Origin of the sequence: Nonomuraea sp. NPDC050540 (assembly GCF_044457485.1) — a bacterium.
In the GTDB taxonomy this organism is placed as follows: Bacteria; Actinomycetota; Actinomycetes; order Streptosporangiales; family Streptosporangiaceae; genus Nonomuraea.
Genome location: NZ_JBITHA010000001.1, coordinates 1,254,707 through 1,273,114, shown reverse-complemented (window position 1 = coordinate 1,273,114; position 18,408 = coordinate 1,254,707). Strand labels below are relative to the sequence as shown.

Here is an 18,408-nt window from a genome sequence, read left to right as displayed (position 1 = left end):
CAGGGCCGTTTTTAGTTTCGTGGCCGAGGCGGCGGCGCCAGGCAGCCGAGAACGTCGATCTCCGGCACCGGCCGGCGACCACTGCCGCGCACGAGGCCGCCGGTCGGCGTGACGGGGGTCAGGCGCACGGCCGCTCGGCCGGTCGGACCGGCGCGCGATCAGACGGACGCACCGGCCGCACGATCGCTCGGGCGCACGGCCAGACGGGCGGGCGGACACACGGACCGCACGATCGCTCGGGAGCTCGGGAGCTCGGGAGCTCGGGAGCTCGGGAAAATTCTGGCGACATCCTTGGCCATCCCCGCGACAATGGCCGGCGTGGAAGAGGTCGAAGTCGTCGTCGCCCATAGCGAGCGCGCGACCCTGCGCGTCGGTGATGTGTTCCTGAAGATCGACGCTGATCAGACGCGCACCGATGTCGAGGTCCAGGCGATGGCCATAGCGCCGGTCCCGACGCCGGAGGTGCTGTGGCGCAGGCCGCCCGTGCTCGCGCTCGCCGCCGTCCCCGGGACCGCCCTCGGCCGCCTGGGCGAGCCGTCGGCCGCGTCACCGGCGGCGTGGGCAGCGGCGGGCGCCGCCGTACGGAAACTGCATGAGGCGCCGCTGCCGCCGTGGCCCGGTCGGAGCCTCGACGAGATCGCCGCGAACCTCGACGGCGAATGTGAGTGGCTCGTCGCGAACGACGTCCTTCCTTTCGACCTGGTCACCCGCAACCGCCAGGTCGCCGAGGCGGCGCTCCGGCCGTGGACGCCGGTGTTCGCGCACGGCGACCTGCAGATCACCCACGTGTTCGTCGAGGGTGACAAGGTCACCGGCGTGATCGACTGGTCCGAGGCGGCCCGGGGCGATGCCCTGTACGACCTGGCCAGCTTGACGCTCGGACACGAGGAGCGTCTTGGTGACGTCGTCGCCGGCTACGGCACCGACGTCAACCTCGACGTGATCCGCGGGTGGTGGTCGTTGCGGAGCCTGCGGGCGATCCGCTGGCTGATCGAGCACGGTTTCGACCCGTCCTCGCCGGGCTGCGAGGTGGACGTGCTGAAAGCCCGGATGTGAGGCCGGACGGCGGAACCTAGCCGGCGGGGATGAAGTTCGCGTACTCCTCGATGCGGGTGATCAGTCCTTCGTCGTCGAAGCGGAAGTAGACCGCGGCGTGCACCTCGCCGCGTACGCCGTTCCTGGCGGCCACGTGCACGACGTGCTGCTGAAGGACTTCTCCGGGCTGGGAGAACTGGCGGGTGATGTCGTAGCGCATCGACTCGATGGTGTGGATCTGCTCCTTCATCCCCGCGATGTTCTCCTCGATGCCCGACTCGCCCTTGCCGTCGTTGTGCCAGACGGTGGCCGTCCGCGCGCACATGGCGCGGGCGGTGTCCCAGTCGGCCTTCTCCAGGCTGCGCAGGTAGGTGATGGCCTTGTCCTTGAGGTCCTGGCTCATGGCGGTGATGCCTGTGTTGTAAACCAGGGCGCGTTCGCCTGCTTCGACGCGCGTCGGCAGGTGGTTGCCGGGAGGTGAGAGGGGGCAGACGAAGACGGACGGCCGCAGGTGGTGGTGGGAGAGCGTCGCCTTGTTGAAGTCGACGGTGAGCTTGCTTCCGGGTTCCAGGAGCGGCAGGACGAGCCAGCGGCCGATCTCGGGCGTGGTGTCCGCGTTCGTCTCGTCGGTGAACACGACCAGGCGCTGGCCGGGCATGTCTTCGAGGACGGCCAGCACGTGTTCGGTGCCGTTGACGGTCACGACGAGGTCGACGGGGGCCCGGATGGCCTCGGTGCTGCGCGGCGACGTCAGCCGTTCCACCTCGATGCGGCGGCCCTCGGGGGCCTCGCGGTACTCGCCGTCGAAGACCCAGGCCGGGTCATAGGGGAAGGTGTCGATTCCGGCGAGGCCGGAGCGTTCGACCGCCTGGTGGTCCATGACGACCAGACCGTAGGATCCGTCGCCGCCTGCGGCGAAGCCGACGCGGCCGCCGGGGAACTCCAGCGTGCTGCCGGGCGCCACCTCCGCGGTTCCGTCGACTGTTTCGCCGCCCACCCGCACGCCGTCGCCGGCGCTCGCCGTCACGGTCAGGGCGCCGGTCGCGCTGGTGGACCACGTGCCGGGGATGCCGGCGATGGTGTGAAGGTCCTGATCGGTCACTGTGCCGTTGGCGACGACCTTGGCCTTGCCGTTCGGGCCGGCGACCTCCTCCCAGCGTTCCTCGCGCCAGGCTTCGTACCCGGCGCGCGCCTCTGGTGCATGTTGATAGGCAAAGGACTGCTGTGCGGCCATGAGTGGCTCCCTTCTTCTCCGGCCGCGAACGTGGTGGTGTTACGCGGCCCGTGGCCACCCAACCTACGAGCGGTATGCGCGGAGAGCATCACCTCTTGCGTATAAGGCAAGACGATGGACGGTTCGGCTGCTCGGCGGGCAACGGCGGCGCGGGCCCGTGACTCGTCCGCAGGGGCCTAGGTGGAGGAGCCGCCGCCGTCGCGCTGGTGGCCCCGGCGGGCGTCGCGGTCGAAGATGCCCAGGATCTCGCAGGGGCCCTCGGCGCCGATCGCGTGCGGGAGCATGGTGGGGAACTCCGCCGCCTGGTTGGTCTCGACCCGGATGCGGCGGTGGCCCAGCATGAGGATCGCGGTGCCGGACAGGACGACGAGCCATTCCCGGCCGGGGTGCGCGCGCATACGTGCGGGGTTGTCCGGCGGCGGTTCGGTCATGCGCTGGCGCACGACGCTCATGCCCGGGTCGCCCTTCACGGGCCAGCGCATCAGGCCGTGGGCCCCGTCGATCATCGGGCTGGTGACGACGTCGTCGGAGGCGGTCTCGACCAGCTGGTCCAAGGTCGTGTCCAGAGCGCGGGCGAGGGTGACCAGCTGGTCCAGGGCGAGGCGGCGCCGGCCGTTCTCGATGCGCGAGAGCGTGGACTGACTGACGTTGGCGCGGGTGGCCAGTTCCTCCAGCGACCAGCCCTGTGCCACGCGCAGGGCGCGGATCCGTTTGCGGACGAGGCTGTCCAGCTCGCCGTCATCTTGCGCCATGGGCAACATCGTATGTCCGCGGTGCAAGGTGAGCGGGTGGGCGCCGCCCCCGGAGCGGTGGGGCGGCGCCGTACCGGCTAGCGGATGATCTTGACGTCGTCGACGCCGGCCTCGACGAGGCTGGCGGTGGCGGCGTCGGCGGCTTCGACCACGATGCGGACGCTCTGGCCGGCGAAGGACGAGAGGTCCACCGTCGAGGTGGTCCAGGCGCCGTCGCGGTCCGTGGCGGCGGCGAGTTGTTCGAAGACCGTGCCGGTCGTCGTGCCGACGACCCTGACCCGCAGGTAGTCGGCGCTGGTGGCGTTGCTGCCGTGGGCCAGGTACCAGGCGAAGGACAGCTTCACCGTCCCGCTGGGCAGCGTCACCGCGGGTGACTGGATGGCGGTGGTGCCGCCGTCGATGTCGTGATCGCCCGCCGCGGCGCCGGCGAGGCGGCCGGTGACCAGGTCGTTGACGCCGCTGACCGTGGTGCCCAGCTGCTTGGCGCCGCTGGAGGTCGTGGCCTCGGGGTCGCCGCGCTCCCACAGGCCGGTGGTGGCGCTGCCGGTCAGGCGGGTCCAGCCCTTGTCGGTCTCGAAGGTGTCCTCCCAGACCACGACGGGGGGTACGGCGGTGGCGATGGTCCACACGGCATAGGCCACGGCGTCGGCGTGGCGGTTGAGCGCGGTGTCGTTGATGTTGGAGGTCGTGTCGCAGGCGCGGTGGTAGCAGACGTCGAAGGCCTGCCCGGCGGTGCCGCCCCACAGTTGCGCCTGGGCGCTCGACTTGATGCCCTCGGCTCCGGTGAAGGTGCCGCCGGCGGCGATGCCGCGTGAGATGAAGGGCCCATAGTCGGAGCGGCCGTCGAAGTCGGTGCCACGCGTCTGGACGCCGACGGAGGTGAAGTAGTCCTGCAGCGTGCGCTCAAGAGCGGCCGACCCGGCGGGGCCGGGGCCGGAGCCGACGCCGTCGGAGTTGTCTCCGTCGTAGACGAAGTAGCCGGCGTTGGGCGAGCCGACCATGTCGAAGTTCAGGTACGCCTTGATCTTGGCCCGTTCCGTGGCGGCCAGGTTCGTCACGTAGAACTGCGACCCGCGCAGCCCCAGCTCTTCCGCGCCCCACCAGGCGAAGCGCAGGTGCTTGGTCGGCTGCAGCGCCTGCCGGGAGACCTCGAGCGCGGTCTCCAGGATGGCGGCGCTGCCGGAGCCGTTGTCGTTGATGCCGGGTCCCGCGGTGACGCTGTCGAGGTGGGCGCCGACCATGAGGATGTCGTTGGGGTCGCCGCCGGGCCAGTCGGCGAGGACGTTGTAGCCGGTGGCGCCGTTGTAGGTGAACGACTGCAGCGTGGTGGTGAATCCGGCGGCGTCCAGGCGGCCCTTGACGTAGTTGGCGGAGGCCAGGTAGCCGGGGCGGCCGTGGGCGCGGTTGCCGCCGTTGGCGGTGGCGATGCTCTGGAACTGGGTCAGGTGCGCCTTGACGTTGGCGAGGGGGATGTCGGGCGGGGCGAGCGCGGTCGCGCCGGTGGCCTGGTGGAGGCCTCCGGCTAAGACCAGGGTGAGCGTGGCGAGTACGGCGAGCAGACGTGATCTCATGCCACTCCTCTGCGGGGAGATCCGGGGAGCCCGAACATAACTCCACAAATCCGGATCGACCAGTCATGCGCACAGACCCCTTGGGAGGGCCGAGCACCCCCAGGGCCCCGCGTACCCCCTGGGAGGGCGGGAAGCCCTTGGGAAACCCGGTGAACCTTGGGGTCATTGCGCCACTCTTCCGGCCAAGCTCACACTCCCGACGCGACGAAGCTTCCCGTCGAACCCCCCGTACAGAGGAGGAAGCAAGATGCGTCGAGGATGGTTACCCCCACCCATCACGGACTCGTCCGCCGTCACCCGGCGGACCTTCCTCGGCGGCTTCGGAGCGAGCGCGGCGATCGTCGCGCTCGACCTGGACGCCGCCATCGCCGCCTCAGCACGCGCCGAGCAGGAGGGCACGCTGGTCAACAACTTCGGCCGGGTGTTCAACCTGCCCCCGTTCGCCCAGGCGACGCCCCAGGTACGGGCGGCGCTGACCGAGATGGGCAAGCTGGGCGGCATCCTGGACGCGAAGGACCCGCTGCACGAGGGCCCGATCCGGCTGATCACCAACCCGGAGCTCAGCCCGAACAACCGCGACAACCCCTTCCACACCGCGGGCGTCACGTTCTTCGGCCAGTTCCTCGACCACGACATGACCTTCGACAACGCCTCGCCGCTGGGCGTGCCGACCCGGCCGGAGTCCTCGCCGAACCTGCGCACCCCCGCCTTCGACCTCGACACGGTGTACGGCGGCGGCCCCACCGCCAGCCCGCACCTCTTCAACGCCGACCGGATCACGATGCGCGTGGAGAGCGGCGGCCTGTTCGAGGACGTGCCGAGGCAGCCGGACCAGCGGGCGATCATCGGCGACCCGCGCAACGACGAGAACCTGATGATCTCGGGTCTGCACGCGGCGTTCCTCGTCTTCCACAACAAGGTCGTCGAGCGCCTGCGCGCCCAGGGCACACCGGAGAGCGCCCTGTTCGAGACGGCCCGCCGTACGGTCCTCTGGCACTACCAGTGGATCATCCTGAACGAGTTCCTGCCGCAGATCATCGGCCGGCCGCTCGTGGACCACATCCTGCGCTTCGGCCGCCAGTTCTACCGGCCGCCCGGCGCGCCGTCGATCCCGGTGGAATTCCAGATCGCCTACCGTTTCGGCCACAGCATGATCCGCCCGTCCTACCGGGCCAACCTGGCCGGTGACGGCGGCCGGCCGTTCTTCGGCTTCATCTTCGACCCGGTGGCCGAGGGCCAGGCCGACCCGGTGGACCTGCGGGGCGGCGCGCGGGCCGGGCGGCGCTTCATCGGCTGGCAGACGTTCTTCAACTTCGGCGACGGCCAGGTACGCCCGAACAAGCGCATGGACACCCAGCTGTCCACGCCGCTCTTCCAGCTTCCGCTGCGCTCGATCCCGAGCGGCGACCCGCCGATCTCGCTGGCCACCCGTAACCTGCTGCGGCATCTCACCTGGTCGCTGCCGTCGGGTCAGCGCCTGGCCACGACGATGGGCATCCCGCACGTCGACACCTCCGAGCTCGGCCCGCTCGGCTTCGGCACGAACGCGCCGCTCTGGTACTACGTGCTCAAGGAGGGCCAGGACCTCGGCGACGGCATCCAGCTGGCCGGGGTCGGCGCCCGGCTGATCGGCGAGGTCTTCGTCGGCCTGCTGCAGAAGGACCCCGGCTCCTACCTCGCGGCCGGTCCGAACTGGCGGCCGACGCTGCCGAGCCGCAGCCCGGGGACGTTCACGATGGTCGATCTGCTGCGGTTCGCCAAGCTCGATCCGGCCAGCCGGGGACAATGACACCCTGACAAGTTCCGGTAAGAGCTGTTTACAGACAAGAAAGCTTCTTTTGAGTACATTCTGCGTATGGCCATCCACGTGGCCGCGCACTCCGCCAACCGGTTGCTCCGCGAAGCGCTCGCCACCGCCCTCACCGGGCAGCCCGGCCTGAGCATGTCCGGGCTCACCCAGTACCTCTCCGACCTGGAACGACTCTGCCGCATCCGCGACGTCGACGTCGCAGTGATCGACGTCGCGGACGACTTCGAGGAGGTGATGGCCAAGCTCCCGGGATTACACGGCCGCGGCCTCGTGCTCACCTACGCGAGCATGGACGTGCGCGACGTGGTGCGGGCGGTGGGCGCGGGACTGACGCTGGTGCCCTACTCACGCGGGCTGGCCGCCCTCCTCGAAGCGGTACGGCGCTGCCCGTTCGAACCACGCGCCCGCCCCGCCCACCCGCCGGTCCTGACCCGGCGCGACCTGGACGTCCTCGCGCTGGCGGCCTCGGGGCACAGCGTGCAGGAGGCGGCCAGGATGCTCGGCATCGCCCCGGCCACCGTCGAGAACCACATGCGCCGCATCTTCGCCAAGACCGAGGTGCACAGCCGGGTCAACCTGGTCTCGTTGGCCGCCCGGCTCGGCCTGCTGTTCCGGTCCGGGGCCCGGCCGGCCACGGTTCCGCTGGCGGTCGTCTTCGGCGGGCCGGGAAGCTGCCGCGACGCAGTCGTGGAGAACCTGATCCGGCAGCACTTACCGGTCTTCGTGGCCGGCGACCGCTGGACGCACGAGGACGACACGCTCATGCTCCGCCGCCCGCTGGTGGCCGTGATCATCGACGAGTCCGGGGCCTGGCACCACATGCACGCGCTCGGCGCCCGCGTGGTCGTGGTCACCGAGACCGCGTTCGGCCAGGTCATCACGTCTCCGGCGCCGGACGCGGTGGTGCCGATCAGTGAGCTGGGCCGGGCCGTACACCCGGAGATGAGCAGGCGCGCGGCGGCGCGCTCGGCGCTCACCGACCGCGAACTGCAGATCCTGCGGTCCATAGCGACGGGCCATTCGGTACGGCAGACGGCCCAGGCCTTGGCCATAACCACCAAGACCGTGGAGAACATTCAGTCACGCCTGTTCAGCAAGCTGGATGTCCGAAACCGGTCCGAGGCACTGGCGGTGGGTTACGAACTAGGACTTCTTTCCTGAATCACCTGTGCTGTTTGCGCAGAGTTGATGGCGATGTTAGATGGAAGAGCATGTTGGTTCAGGACAGCCACGACCTACCGCCGGAGGAAATGTGGCGCTGAGACTCGATGGCGTCCGCGTACGGCAACGCGGTGAAGTGTGGCTCGACGACATCAACCTAGAACTCTCCAGCGGCATGACGACCCTCATCGGGCCGCTGGCGGCAGGGAAGACCACCCTGATGCGGGTGATCGCGGGGTTGCACACCCCGGCCGACGGCCGCGTGGTCGTCAACGGCGAGGACGTCACCTCGGTCCCGGTGCGCAAGCGCTCCGTGGCCTTCGTCTACCAGCGGTTCATCAACTACCCGTCGCTGACCGTCTACGAGAACATCGCCTCTCCCTTACGCCTGGCAGCCGGATTCCCCCGCAAGGACGTGGACGGCCGGGTGCGCGACGTGGCCGAACTCATGGGCATCGCCGACCTGCTGGAGCGGCGCCCGGCCGAGCTGTCGGGCGGCCAGCAGCAGCGCACCGCGATCGCCCGCGCGCTGGCCCGCCCGGTCGACGTGCTCCTGCTGGACGAGCCGCTGGCCAACCTCGACTACAAACTCCGCGAGCAGTTGCGCGCCGACCTGAAGGCGATGTTCAAGGACTCGCCGGGCACCGTGGTCTACTCCACCTCCGATCCGGCCGAGGCGCTGATGTTCGCGGCCCCGACGGTGGTGCTGGGCGAGGGCCGCGTCCAGCACGTGGGCGACGTGGCGCGCATGTACGACCGGCCGCCGTCCCTGGCGGTGGCCGCCACCCTCTCCGATCCGCCGCTCAACCTGCTGCCCGGCGTGGTGAACGAGGGCCGCCTGGAATGCCTGGGCGTCCCGCTGTCCACGCCCGGCACGCACTTCTCCGGCGACGACATGGTGCTGGGGATCCGCCCGCACCAGGTGACGATCGAGCGCACCCGGCCCGGCCAGGTCGAGTTCCCCGCCGAGATCCGCCTGGCCGAGGTCACTGGCAGCACGACGTTCCTGCACCTGCTGCTGGCCGGGCGGCGCCACCTGGTGGCGCAGCTGCCGGGCACCCAGCTGTTCACGCCCGGTGAGCCCGCGGTGGCCTACGTGGATCCCGCGCACATCCTGATCTTCTCCGGAACGGGGGAACTGGTGGCCGACACCGCCACGGAGGTCGACCTGCATGGCTGACATCACGCTGGAGGGCGTCGGCCACAGCTACGACGGCGGCCGCACGCACGCGCTCAACCCCATGACCTGGACCTGGTCCGACGGCCGCGCCTACGCGCTGCTCGGCCCGAGCGGCTGCGGCAAGACCACGCTGCTCAACATCATCTCCGGCCTGATCACCCCTTCCCAGGGCCGGGTGCTGCTGGGCGGCCGCGACGTCACCGGCCTGCCGCCCGTGGCCCGCAACATCGCGCAGGTCTTCCAGTTCCCGGTGCTGTACGAGGAGATGTCGGTCTACGACAACCTCGCCTTCCCCCTGCGCAACCGCAAGTACCCGAAGGCCGAGGTCGACGAGCGGGTGCGCAAGGTCGCCCGGTTACTCGGCCTGGAGGATCACCTCCGCCGCCGCTCGCGCCGCCTCGACCCCGGCCGCCAGCAGATCGTCAGCCTCGGCCGCGGCCTCGTGCGGCCCGAGGTGGCGGCGGTCCTGCTGGACGAACCGCTCACCGTCATCGACCCCGCCCTGAAGTGGACCCTGCGCAGCAAGCTCAAGGAGATCCACCGCGACACCGGCCACACCCTCATCTACGTCACCCACGACCAGACCGAGGCGCTGACCTTCGCCGACGAGGTGGTCGTGCTCAAGGACGGCGCGATCGTGCAGAGCGGCGAGCCCGCGGAGCTGTTCCTGTCCCCCGCGCACGAGTTCGTCGGCCACTTCATCGGCTCGCCCGGCATGAACGTGCTCGACGCCGCGGTCGAGCGCGGCGTCGTGCGCGTCGGGACCTCCGTCGTCGGGCGCGCCGTGGGCGACGACGGCGCCCTTCCCGACGGTCCGGTACGGCTCGGCGTACGACCCGAGTTCGTCAGGATCAGCCCGTTCCCCCGTTCCCCCGGGCTGCGGGCCGGCGTCACCGGCGTGGACCGGATGGGCTCCTACCACCTCGTGCACGCGCGGGCCGACGGCGGCGACCTGGTCGCCAAGACCGATCCCGGCGAGCACGGCACGGCCGAGCATCTGCACTTCGAGCGGGCCTACCTGTTCCGCGACCAGATCAGGTGCGGCACCCTCGCGGCACTCGAAGGGAGCGGCGCATGACGGCCGGCGACGTTCCGGCCAAGGTCGCCGGCAGCCAGGTGGCCGGTGAGGTCGTCGCGCCGGCCGTACCCCCGTCGAAGTCCGGCGACGAGCGGGCCCCCAGGGACGTCAAGCCCAAGAACAACCGCGCGTGGTGGCTGGTGCTGCCGGTCGTGGTGTCGGTGGCCTTCACCGCGGTCATCCCGCTGATGACGGTGGTCAACTTCTCGGTGCAGGACGTCTTCACGCCGACCGACCGCATCTTCGTGGGGCTGGACTGGTTCAGGTCGGTCACCCGCGATCCCGAGGTGCGGGCGGCGTTCCTGCGCACGCTGATGTTCTCGGCGCAGGTGCTGGCCATCGAGATCCCGCTCGGCGTGCTGCTCGCGGTGTGCATGCCGCGGCGCGGGGCGTGGGTGTCGGTGGCGCTGGTCGTGGTGGCGCTGCCGCTGCTCATCCCGTGGAACGTCGTCGGCACGATCTGGCAGATCTTCGCCCGCGGCGACATCGGGCTCGGCGGGTGGGCCGTCAACAACGTGCTCGGGATCAACTTCAACTACACACTCGACTCCACCGACGCGTGGGTCACCGTGCTGGCCATGGACGTGTGGCACTGGACGCCGCTGGTGGCGCTGCTGGCGTACGCGGGGCTGCGCTCGATCCCCGAGCCGTACTTCCAGGCGGCGCAGATCGACGGGGCCTCGGCGTGGGCGACGTTCCGGCACGTGCAGCTGCCGCGGCTGCGCGGGGTGCTGACGATCGCGATCCTGCTGCGGTTCATGGACAGCTTCATGATCTACACCGAGCCGTTCGTGGTGACCGGGGGCGGGCCGGGCAACGCCACGTCGTTCCTGAGCATCCTGCTGTCGAAGATCGCGGTGGGGCAGTTCGACCTGGGGCCCGCCGGGGCGTTCTCGCTGCTCTACTTCCTCATCGTGCAGATCGCCTGCTACGTGTTCTTCACCGTGCTGACGAGGAGCGGGAGATGAGACGGCTGCCCTGGGCGCGGACCGTGTTCTGGCTGTACGTGGCGACGCTCATGCTGCCGCTGCTGTGGATGTTCGGCATGTCGATCCGGCCCAACGACGAGATCCTCGGGAGCTTCTCGCTGCTGCCGCAGAACGTGACGCTGGAGAACTACGTCACGTTCTTCACGGACTCCGCGTGGTACTCCAGCTATCTCAACTCGATCGTCTACACCTCGCTGAACACGGTGTTCTCGCTGATCGTGGCGCTGCCGGCGGCGTACGCGTTCTCGCGCTTCCGCTTCGCCGGGGACAAGCACCTGTTCTTCTGGCTGCTGACGAACCGGATGGCGCCGCCGGCGGTCTTTCTTCTTCCCTTTTTTCAGATTTATCAGAGCGTGGGGTTGTTCGACACGCATCTCGGGGTGGCCATCGCGCACATGCTGTTCAACGTGCCGCTGGCCGTGTGGATCCTGGAAGGGTTCATGTCCGGGATCCCGCGCGAGATCGACGAGACCGCTGCCATCGACGGCTACTCGCTGCCGCGCTTCTTCTTCCGGATCTTCCTGCCGATGATCCGCTCGGCCATCGGCGTGACCGCGTTCTTCTGCTTCATGTTCAGCTGGGTCGAACTGCTGATCGCCCGGACGATCACCTCGGTCAACGCCAAGCCGATAGCCGCCACCATGACCCGCACCGTCAGCGCCGCCGGGATCGACTGGGGGCTGCTGGCCGCCGCGGGCGTGCTGACGATCATCCCGGGCGCGATCGTCATCTGGTTCGTCCGCAACTACATCGCCAAGGGCTTCGCGCTGGGAAGGGTGTGACAGGTGCTGGAGTGGATGGTCTGGACCGCGCCCACCGCACTGGTCTTCGCCGGTCTGGCCCTGCTGCTGGTCGCCATGACCGTCTGGGCACGCCTGTCGCCGCCGCCGGCCCGGCGCGGCTTCCTGCGCATCGAGACCGACAGGGGCGACCGGCTCTACATCGGACTGATCAGCGCGGCGGTGGTGCTCGCCGGGTGGATCGCCGTCACGGACCTGTCGATGTGGCTCGCGCTCGGGTGCGCGCTCGTCGTCGTGGCCGTGATCGGGATATGGGGTTGACCTGCGCCCCCTTGCTCGCGAGAGGAGTCGGACATGTCGCACACACTCAAGAGGCACGCGGCCGCGCTGGGCGTACTCGCCCTGTTGCTGGCGGGGTGCTCCAGCGGGAGCAAGCCGTCGAGCGACTTCCGTGAGGAGAACGGCAGGGCGGCCGCCAAGAGGTGGGTGGACACCGAGTTCACGCCGTCGACACTGGCCAAGGATCAGCAGCTGGCGGAGATGGAATGGTTCCTGAAGGCGGCGGCGCCGTACCGCGGGATGGAGATCAACGTGGTGTCGGAGACGATCACCACGCACGAGTACGAGTCGCGGCAGCTCGCCAAGGCCTTCACCGAGATCACCGGGATCAGGATCAAGCACGACCTGATCCAGGAGGGCGACGTCGTCGAGAAGCTGCAGACCCAGATCCAGGGCAACCAGAACATCTACGACGCCTACGTCAACGACTCCGACCTCATCGGGACGCACGCGCGCGGCGACTACGTGGTGCCGCTGTCGGACTACATGGCCGGGGAGGGCAAGAACGTCACCTCGCCGACGCTCGACCTCAAGGACTTCATCGGGATCAGCTTCACCACCGGGCCGGACAAGAAGGTGTACCAGCTGCCCGACCAGCAGTTCGCGAACCTGTACTGGTTCCGGTACGACTGGTTCACCGATCCGGAGATCAAGAAGCAGTTCAAGGCGGCGTACGGCTACGACCTGGGCGTACCAGTGAATTGGGCGGCTTATGAGGATATAGCCGACTTTTTCACGAACAAGGTCAATGGAAACGGGCAGATCGCCGGCAAGAAGGTCTTCGGGCACATGGACTACGGCCGCAAGGACCCCTCGCTCGGCTGGCGCTTCACCGACGCCTGGCTGTCCATGGCCGGCAACGGCGACCCCGGCATCCCGAACGGCCTGCCCGTCGACGACTGGGGCATCCGCGTCGAGAACTGCCGTCCCGTCGGCTCCTCGGTCACCCGCGGCGGCGACACCAACGGCCCCGCCTCCGTCTACGCCCTCACCAAGTACGTGGACTGGCTCAAGCGCTTCGCGCCCAAGGAAGCCGCCGGCATGAACTTCAGCGAGTCCGGCCCCGTGCCCGCGCAGGGCAACATCGCCCAGCAGATCTTCTGGTACACCTCCTTCACCGCCGACATGACCAAGCAGGGCCTGCCCGTCGTGAACGCCGATGGCACCCCCAAGTGGCGCATCGCCCCCAGCCCCCACGGCGCGTACTGGAAGGACGGCAACAAGCTCGGCTACCAGGACGCCGGATCCTGGACCCTGCTGAAGAACACTCCCGCGGAACGGCGCGCCGCCGCCTGGCTGTACGCCCAGTTCGTCACCTCCAAGACGGTGTCGCTGAAGAAGTCCATCACCGGCCTGACCTTCATCCGCGACTCCGACATCCGCAGCGCCTACTTCACCGAGAACGCCCCCAAGTACGGCGGGCTCATCGAGTTCTACCGCTCACCCGCGCGCGTCCAGTGGACCCCGACCGGTACCAACGTCCCGGACTACCCCAAGCTCGCCCAGCTGTGGTGGCAGAACGTGGCCACCGCGGTGACCGGCGAGACGACCGCCCAGCAGTCCATGGACAACCTGGCCAAGCAGCAGGACGACATCCTGTCCCGGCTGGAACGGCGCGGCTACGGCGGCGCCTGCGCACCCAAGCTCAACCCTGAACAGGCCGCGCAGACGTGGCTCGACCAGCCAGGGGCACCCGCGCCCAAGCTGGCCGACGAGAGGGGCAAGCCGGAGACCCTCGACTACGACAAGCTGATCGCCCAGTGGAAGTCCGGCGACTGACCACCCCGTGAGTCCCCGTGCGCCCCGACCACGCACGGGGACCTCCCGCCCACCGGGCGAGGAAGGCCACCTGCCAACCAGACCGGCACCCTGGACCCGGGAGACCCGGGGACCCCGAACCGACGCGCGGGACCCCGGGACGCGGAGACCCCGAACCGACACGCGCGGGACCCGGTGCGCGGGACGTGGGAGACCCGGAGACCGGGACCAGCGCGGGGCTCGGGAGCAGCGCGGGACTCGGAGCCCGAGACCGGGGCGTGGGAACCGCGGCGTGGGAGTGGGGGTGAGGGTGGGGGTAAGGGTGGATGGTGGACGGGGTGGGAGGGGCGGGCTTAGCTTGCTCGGCATGAAGTTACGTATCGCGATCACGGCCGTAGCCGCGGCCTGTGCGCTGATCACCCCCCTGCCAGCCCAGGCCGACACCCCAGACCTCGGCGGCCTCACCGGAGGCGACCTCCTCCGCTGGGATCTCAAGCAGACCGGCGTCACCGGCCGCCTGCGCGGACTGGCTCCGGTGAGCCGTGATGTCGTGTGGGCCTCGGGCAGCGAAGGTACCGTGCTCAGGACGACCGACGCCGGGCGTACCTGGCGGAACGTCTCGCCGCCCGGCGCGGGCGCGCTGCAGTTCCGCGACATCGAGGCGTTCGGGCCCGATGCCGCCGTGGCGCTGTCCATCGGCGAGGGCACCGACTCGCGGGTCTACCGCACCGACGACGCCGGCCGTACCTGGACGGAGACCTTCCGCAACGACGAGCCGCGCGCCTTCTACGACTGCATGGCCTTCTTCGACCGCCGCCACGGGCTGGCGATGAGCGACCCGGTGGACGGCAGGTTCAGGATTCTGTCGACGTCGGACGGCGGGCGGAGCTGGGCGGTCCTGCCCGCCGCCGGGATGCCGGACGCGCTGCCCGGTGAGGCCGGGTTCGCGGCCAGCGGGCAGTGCCTGGTGACGTCGGGCGGCCGGGACGCGTGGCTGGCCAGTGGCGGCGCCGAGCGGTCGCGCGTGTTCCATTCCCGCGACCGGGGCCGCACCTGGACCGTGACCGACACTCCCATCCCCGCGGGAGACCCCGCCCGCGGGGTGTTCGCCCTCGCCTTCCGCGGCCGGCACCAGGGCATCGCGGTCGGCGGCGACTACCGGCCCGGCCAGGCCTCCCCCTCGGCCGGCGCCTACTCCGCCGACGGCGGCGCCACCTGGCGGCCCTCGCGCGTGCCGCCGCCCGCCTACCGCTCCGGCGTGGCGCTGCTCCCTCTGGCCGCGATCGCCGTGGGCCCGAGCGGCAGCGACATCTCCTTCACCGGCGGCCGGACGTGGCACACGTTCGACACGGGCTCGTTCGACACCGTGTCGTGCACGCCCGACCTGAGCTGCTGGGCCGCGGGCGAGCAGGGCAGGGTGGCCCGTCTGGCCCTCGGCCGCCGCTGACCACCCGGGTACGCCACCGGCCCCCTGCCCAGCCGCCAGGACAGGGCAGAGGGCCGGACCCGGTCAGCCGGAGCTGGTCATGACGGCGAAGCGGACACCGTGGGGGTCGGTCAGGGTGGCGAAGCGGCCCACTCCTTCCACCGACTCGGCGGCCACCGCGACCGCGCCGCCCAGTTCCCGTGCCTTGGCCACGACCGCGTCGCAGTCGCCCACCTCGATGTACGGCAGCCAGTGCGGCGCCACGCCCGGCATGGGCACGAGCCCGGCCATGCTGTCGTCGGCGTCGCCGCCGGGCGGGGTGACGACGGTGTAGGTCATCTCGCCCATCGGCATGTCCTCGAAGCTCCAGTCGAACACCGACCGGTAGAACGCCTGCCCGCCGCCGGCGTCGGGCGTGTAGAGCTCGGCCCAGCACAGTGAGCCCGGCACGGTCACCAGCTCCAGCCCCTTGAGCCGCCCCGGCTCCCAGATCGCGAACTGCGCCCCCGCCGGGTCGCTGAACTGCGCGATGCGGCCCTCGGGCCCGACCTTGGAGGGCGCCATCCGGACCGTGCCCCCGGCCTGCTCGACGGCCTTCGCGGTGGCCTCCGCGTCGGTGCTGCGGAAGTAGAGGATCCAGGCGGGGTCGGCCCCCTCCTCCGTGAGCCTGCCCACCGCCGCGACGGTCTTGCCGTCCTGCTGGAACGACCCGTAGTCCCCGCCGCCCGGCATGGTGTGGTGGCTCCACCCGAACAGCGCGGTGTAGAAGGCCACCGTCGCGGGGAGGTCGGGGCTCCCGAGATCGAGCCAGACCGGGGTGCCGGGAAGGTTCTTCGTGGTGAGCATGGCGTGCTCCTTCGTGTGGATGATGGTCGGCCCGCCGCCTCACGGTGCGGAGGGGATTGAGGGCGACGCCACTTCTCAGCGTCGCACACGGCGTCGGGGATGAGGAGAGCCTAGCGAGTTTCGAATGTGTGTTCAGGCGATCACGTATACTCGAACACATGGATGTGCTCTACCAGGGCTCGCTGCTCGACGTGGGCGAGGAGCCGGGCCCCGGCCCGCTCGCGCCGGTGCGCACCCGGCTGTCGCGGGGCGCCTGGATCGACGTGCTGCCCGGCTGGCTCGGCGGCGCCGACGCGCTGTTCGAGCGGCTGCTGCGCGAGGTGCCGTGGCAGGCCGAGCGCCGGGTCATGTACGACCGGGTGGTGGACGTGCCGCGCCTGCAGAAGTTCTACGGCGAGGCCGAGCCCCTGCCCGACCCGGTCCTGGCCGAGGCCAGGGCCGCGCTCGACGCCCACTACGCCGAGGAGCTGGGCGAGCCGTTCAGCACCGCGGGCCTGTGCCTCTACCGCGACGGCCGCGACAGCGTCGCCTGGCACGGCGACACCATCGGCCGCGGCGCCGCCGAGGACACGATGGTCGCCATCGTCTCGGTCGGCACGCCGCGCAGCCTGCTGCTCCGTCCCCGGGGCGGCGGTCCGTCGGTGCGCCGCGAGCTCGGCCACGGCGACCTCATCGTGATGGGCGGCAGCTGCCAGCGCACCTGGGAACACGCGGTGCCGAAGACCGCGCGGCCGTGCGGGCCGCGGATCAGCGTTCAGTTCCGTCCGCGCGGGGTGCGCTGAGCGACATGGCACCGTAGGCCGCGACCGCCGCCGCCTGCAGCGCCGCGCCGACCGCGAGAGCGAGGGGCACGGAGTGTACGGCCAGCGGCCCGGCCACCGCGGACCCGGCGGCGAACGAGGTGATCTTCAGGCTGGCGCCGGTGGTGAAGATCTGGCTCCTCAGCCGGGCGGGGGCGTCGCGGTGCCGTACCGCGAAAAGGGCGGTGAGCTGCGGCCCCTCACCGACGCCCGCGATCGCTGCGGCCAGGACGGCGAGCGCGAAGGAGCCGGCGAGGGCCGCGACGGCGATGCCCGCCCCGACCACGGCGGTGGCGGCGACGAGCACGCCGTCGGGCCACCACGTCCCGGCGGCGGGGGCGCGGTGGGCCAGCACCGCGTTGGCGCCGAGGGCGGTGGCGGCGGTCACGGCCAGGAGCAGCGCCCCGAACCCGGCGCTGCCCACGAGCCGCTCGCCCAGCAGCGGCGTGCACACGACCAGCATGGCGACCCCGGCCATGGAGATCATCGAGGTCACGGTGGCCCGGCGCAGCGAGGGGCTGCCGGTGATCGCCCGCGCGCCGGCCAGGAGTTCGGCCGCGACCGAGGTCCCCTTCTCCACGCGCTCGCGCGGCGGGAGCGACAGGGCGACGGGCAGGGAGGCGGCGATGAGGACGCAGGCGGCGATCACCGGCGTGGAGCCGCCGCCGAAGGCCGCCATGAGCCCGGCGAGCGCGGGCCCGAGCAGGGCGGCGACGTTGTAGGAGATCGAGTCGAGCGCGTTGGCGCGCGCGAGCGAGCCCGCGGGCACGGCCAGCGGCAGCTGCGCCGTCCAGCCGCCGCTGAGCGCGGGCCCGAGCAGCCCGGTCAGCACCGCGAGGCCGATCACCAGCCCGTCGGGCACCCGGCCGAGGAGGGCGAGGATCACCAGGAGCCCGCCCGCGTACCCCGTCAGGCACCAGGCCAGCAGCCGGCCCGGCCGCCGCGCGCGGTCGAGCAGCACGCCGAGCAGCGGCCCGCCCACCGAGGCCGAGACCGTCAGCCCGGCGAGCAGCCATCCCGCGACCGCGGGCGACCCGCTGACGGCGAGCCCCAGGACGAGCAGCGCGGGCCCGGACATGTCGTCGCCGGTACGCGCCGAGGCCGCCCCGAGCATGTAACGCCATAACATGAAAGAGACGTTACATGCCCCGGGTGGCGGCGCGGTGGGCGGCCACCCGCTCCCGGGTGGCGCAGCGCGGCGAGCAGTAGCGCCTGGGGCTGCCGCCCGAGATGTCCAGGAACGGCCGGCCGCAGCTCACCGAGGCGCACAGCCCCGCCGGAACCCGCTGATGATCGGCCAGCAGCACCGCCATCGACATCGCCGAGGAGGCCAGGAACCACTCCGCCCACGGCGCGTCGTCGTCGCGGTCCACGTGCAGGTGCCAGGTCGTCGTGCCGCCGTGGTCGGTCAGGCGGGGCGGGCAGGCGGCGCCGGCCAGCAGCCGGTTGAGCAGCCCCGCCGCCGCGCCGGCCGACGGGGCGGCGAACAGCTCCATGAGGCGCCCGGCGGCCGCGCGCATCGCGCGCACGTCGTCCGGCGACAGCTCCAGCGGGCCCCGCTCCCCGTGGGCCCGCAGGACGCCGGCGATCGACCCGGGCGTCGGCTCCTCCCACAGCAGGGCCTCGCACAACGCCACCGCCCGCGCCGCCATCGCCCTGGTCGAATGCACCTCCATCCCTGCAGGGTAC

General features: G+C 70.9%; 17 protein-coding genes. 11 read left to right on the top strand and 6 right to left on the bottom strand.

Annotated elements, in window-relative coordinates:
- Positions 1-318 precede the first annotated feature (318 nt).
- Positions 319-1,056, top strand: coding sequence for a phosphotransferase family protein (locus tag ACIBI5_RS05760; protein ID WP_397243537.1), 738 nt, complete (start codon positions 319-321; stop codon positions 1,054-1,056).
- 16 nt (positions 1,057-1,072) lie between these two features.
- Here ACIBI5_RS05760 and ACIBI5_RS05755 read toward each other — a convergent pair whose 3' ends face one another.
- From ACIBI5_RS05755 to ACIBI5_RS05745, 3 genes are all read right to left on the bottom strand, one after another.
- Positions 1,073-2,269, bottom strand: a complete 1,197-nt coding sequence (locus ACIBI5_RS05755; protein WP_397243535.1) for a DUF1684 domain-containing protein — start codon at positions 2,267-2,269, stop codon at positions 1,073-1,075.
- A gap of 176 nt (positions 2,270-2,445) precedes the next feature.
- Positions 2,446-3,021, bottom strand: a complete 576-nt coding sequence (locus ACIBI5_RS05750; RefSeq protein ID WP_397243533.1) for a helix-turn-helix domain-containing protein — start codon at positions 3,019-3,021, stop codon at positions 2,446-2,448.
- A gap of 77 nt (positions 3,022-3,098) precedes the next feature.
- Positions 3,099-4,592, bottom strand: coding sequence for a M28 family peptidase (locus ACIBI5_RS05745; protein WP_397243531.1), 1,494 nt, complete (start codon positions 4,590-4,592; stop codon positions 3,099-3,101).
- Positions 4,593-4,839: 247 nt separating this feature from the next.
- On the opposite strand from ACIBI5_RS05745, the gene ACIBI5_RS05740 reads away from it, so the two are divergent.
- The 9 genes from ACIBI5_RS05740 (at position 4,840) to ACIBI5_RS05700 (ending at position 15,094) form a co-directional block, all read left to right on the top strand.
- Entirely contained in the window at positions 4,840-6,381 is a 1,542-nt protein-coding gene (locus ACIBI5_RS05740; protein WP_397243529.1) for a heme peroxidase family protein, read from the top strand.
- A 66-nt stretch (positions 6,382-6,447) separates the two neighbouring features.
- Positions 6,448-7,563, top strand: a complete 1,116-nt coding sequence (locus tag ACIBI5_RS05735) for a response regulator transcription factor (RefSeq protein WP_397243527.1) — start codon at positions 6,448-6,450, stop codon at positions 7,561-7,563.
- Between the two features lie 40 nt (positions 7,564-7,603).
- Complete coding sequence (locus tag ACIBI5_RS05730) at positions 7,604-8,743, top strand: ABC transporter ATP-binding protein (protein ID WP_397243526.1); 1,140 nt, start codon at positions 7,604-7,606, stop codon at positions 8,741-8,743.
- A complete protein-coding gene (locus tag ACIBI5_RS05725) occupies positions 8,736-9,821 on the top strand; it encodes an ABC transporter ATP-binding protein (RefSeq protein WP_397243524.1) in 1,086 nt (361 codons plus the stop codon). The genes ACIBI5_RS05730 and ACIBI5_RS05725 overlap by 8 nt, the downstream gene beginning before the upstream one ends.
- Positions 9,818-10,789, top strand: coding sequence for a carbohydrate ABC transporter permease (locus tag ACIBI5_RS05720; protein WP_397243522.1), 972 nt, complete (start codon positions 9,818-9,820; stop codon positions 10,787-10,789). Before ACIBI5_RS05725 ends, ACIBI5_RS05720 begins: the two co-directional genes overlap by 4 nt.
- 50 nt (positions 10,790-10,839) lie before the next feature.
- A complete protein-coding gene (locus ACIBI5_RS05715) occupies positions 10,840-11,592 on the top strand; it encodes a carbohydrate ABC transporter permease (RefSeq protein WP_379623746.1) in 753 nt (250 codons plus the stop codon).
- A 3-nt stretch (positions 11,593-11,595) separates the two neighbouring features.
- The gene (locus ACIBI5_RS05710) at positions 11,596-11,871 is read left to right on the top strand and encodes a DUF2160 domain-containing protein (protein ID WP_397243520.1); all 276 of its coding nucleotides are present in this window, start codon (positions 11,596-11,598) and stop codon (positions 11,869-11,871) included.
- Between the two features lie 33 nt (positions 11,872-11,904).
- The gene (locus ACIBI5_RS05705; protein WP_397243518.1) at positions 11,905-13,668 is read left to right on the top strand and encodes an ABC transporter substrate-binding protein; all 1,764 of its coding nucleotides are present in this window, start codon (positions 11,905-11,907) and stop codon (positions 13,666-13,668) included.
- Positions 13,669-14,014: 346 nt separating this feature from the next.
- Positions 14,015-15,094, top strand: a complete 1,080-nt coding sequence (locus ACIBI5_RS05700) for a WD40/YVTN/BNR-like repeat-containing protein (RefSeq protein ID WP_397243516.1) — start codon at positions 14,015-14,017, stop codon at positions 15,092-15,094.
- Positions 15,095-15,157: 63 nt separating this feature from the next.
- Here ACIBI5_RS05700 and ACIBI5_RS05695 read toward each other — a convergent pair whose 3' ends face one another.
- Positions 15,158-15,919 carry a VOC family protein gene (locus ACIBI5_RS05695; RefSeq protein WP_397243514.1) on the bottom strand — a complete coding sequence of 254 codons (762 nt, stop codon included), beginning with the start codon at positions 15,917-15,919 and terminating at the stop codon, positions 15,158-15,160.
- A 158-nt stretch (positions 15,920-16,077) separates the two neighbouring features.
- On the opposite strand from ACIBI5_RS05695, the gene ACIBI5_RS05690 reads away from it, so the two are divergent.
- Positions 16,078-16,701, top strand: a complete 624-nt coding sequence (locus ACIBI5_RS05690) for an alpha-ketoglutarate-dependent dioxygenase AlkB (protein ID WP_397243512.1) — start codon at positions 16,078-16,080, stop codon at positions 16,699-16,701.
- Here the strand turns inward: ACIBI5_RS05690 and ACIBI5_RS05685 are convergent.
- Both ACIBI5_RS05685 and ACIBI5_RS05680 read right to left on the bottom strand, forming a co-directional pair.
- Positions 16,667-17,848, bottom strand: coding sequence for an MFS transporter (locus ACIBI5_RS05685; RefSeq protein WP_397243510.1), 1,182 nt, complete (start codon positions 17,846-17,848; stop codon positions 16,667-16,669). The two genes, ACIBI5_RS05690 and ACIBI5_RS05685, sit on opposite strands and share 35 nt — an antisense overlap.
- Positions 17,849-17,858: 10 nt before the next feature.
- Positions 17,859-18,395: a CGNR zinc finger domain-containing protein gene (locus ACIBI5_RS05680; RefSeq protein WP_397243508.1), complete on the bottom strand. Its 537-nt coding sequence runs from the start codon at positions 18,393-18,395 to the stop codon at positions 17,859-17,861.
- Positions 18,396-18,408: the final 13 nt, after the last annotated feature.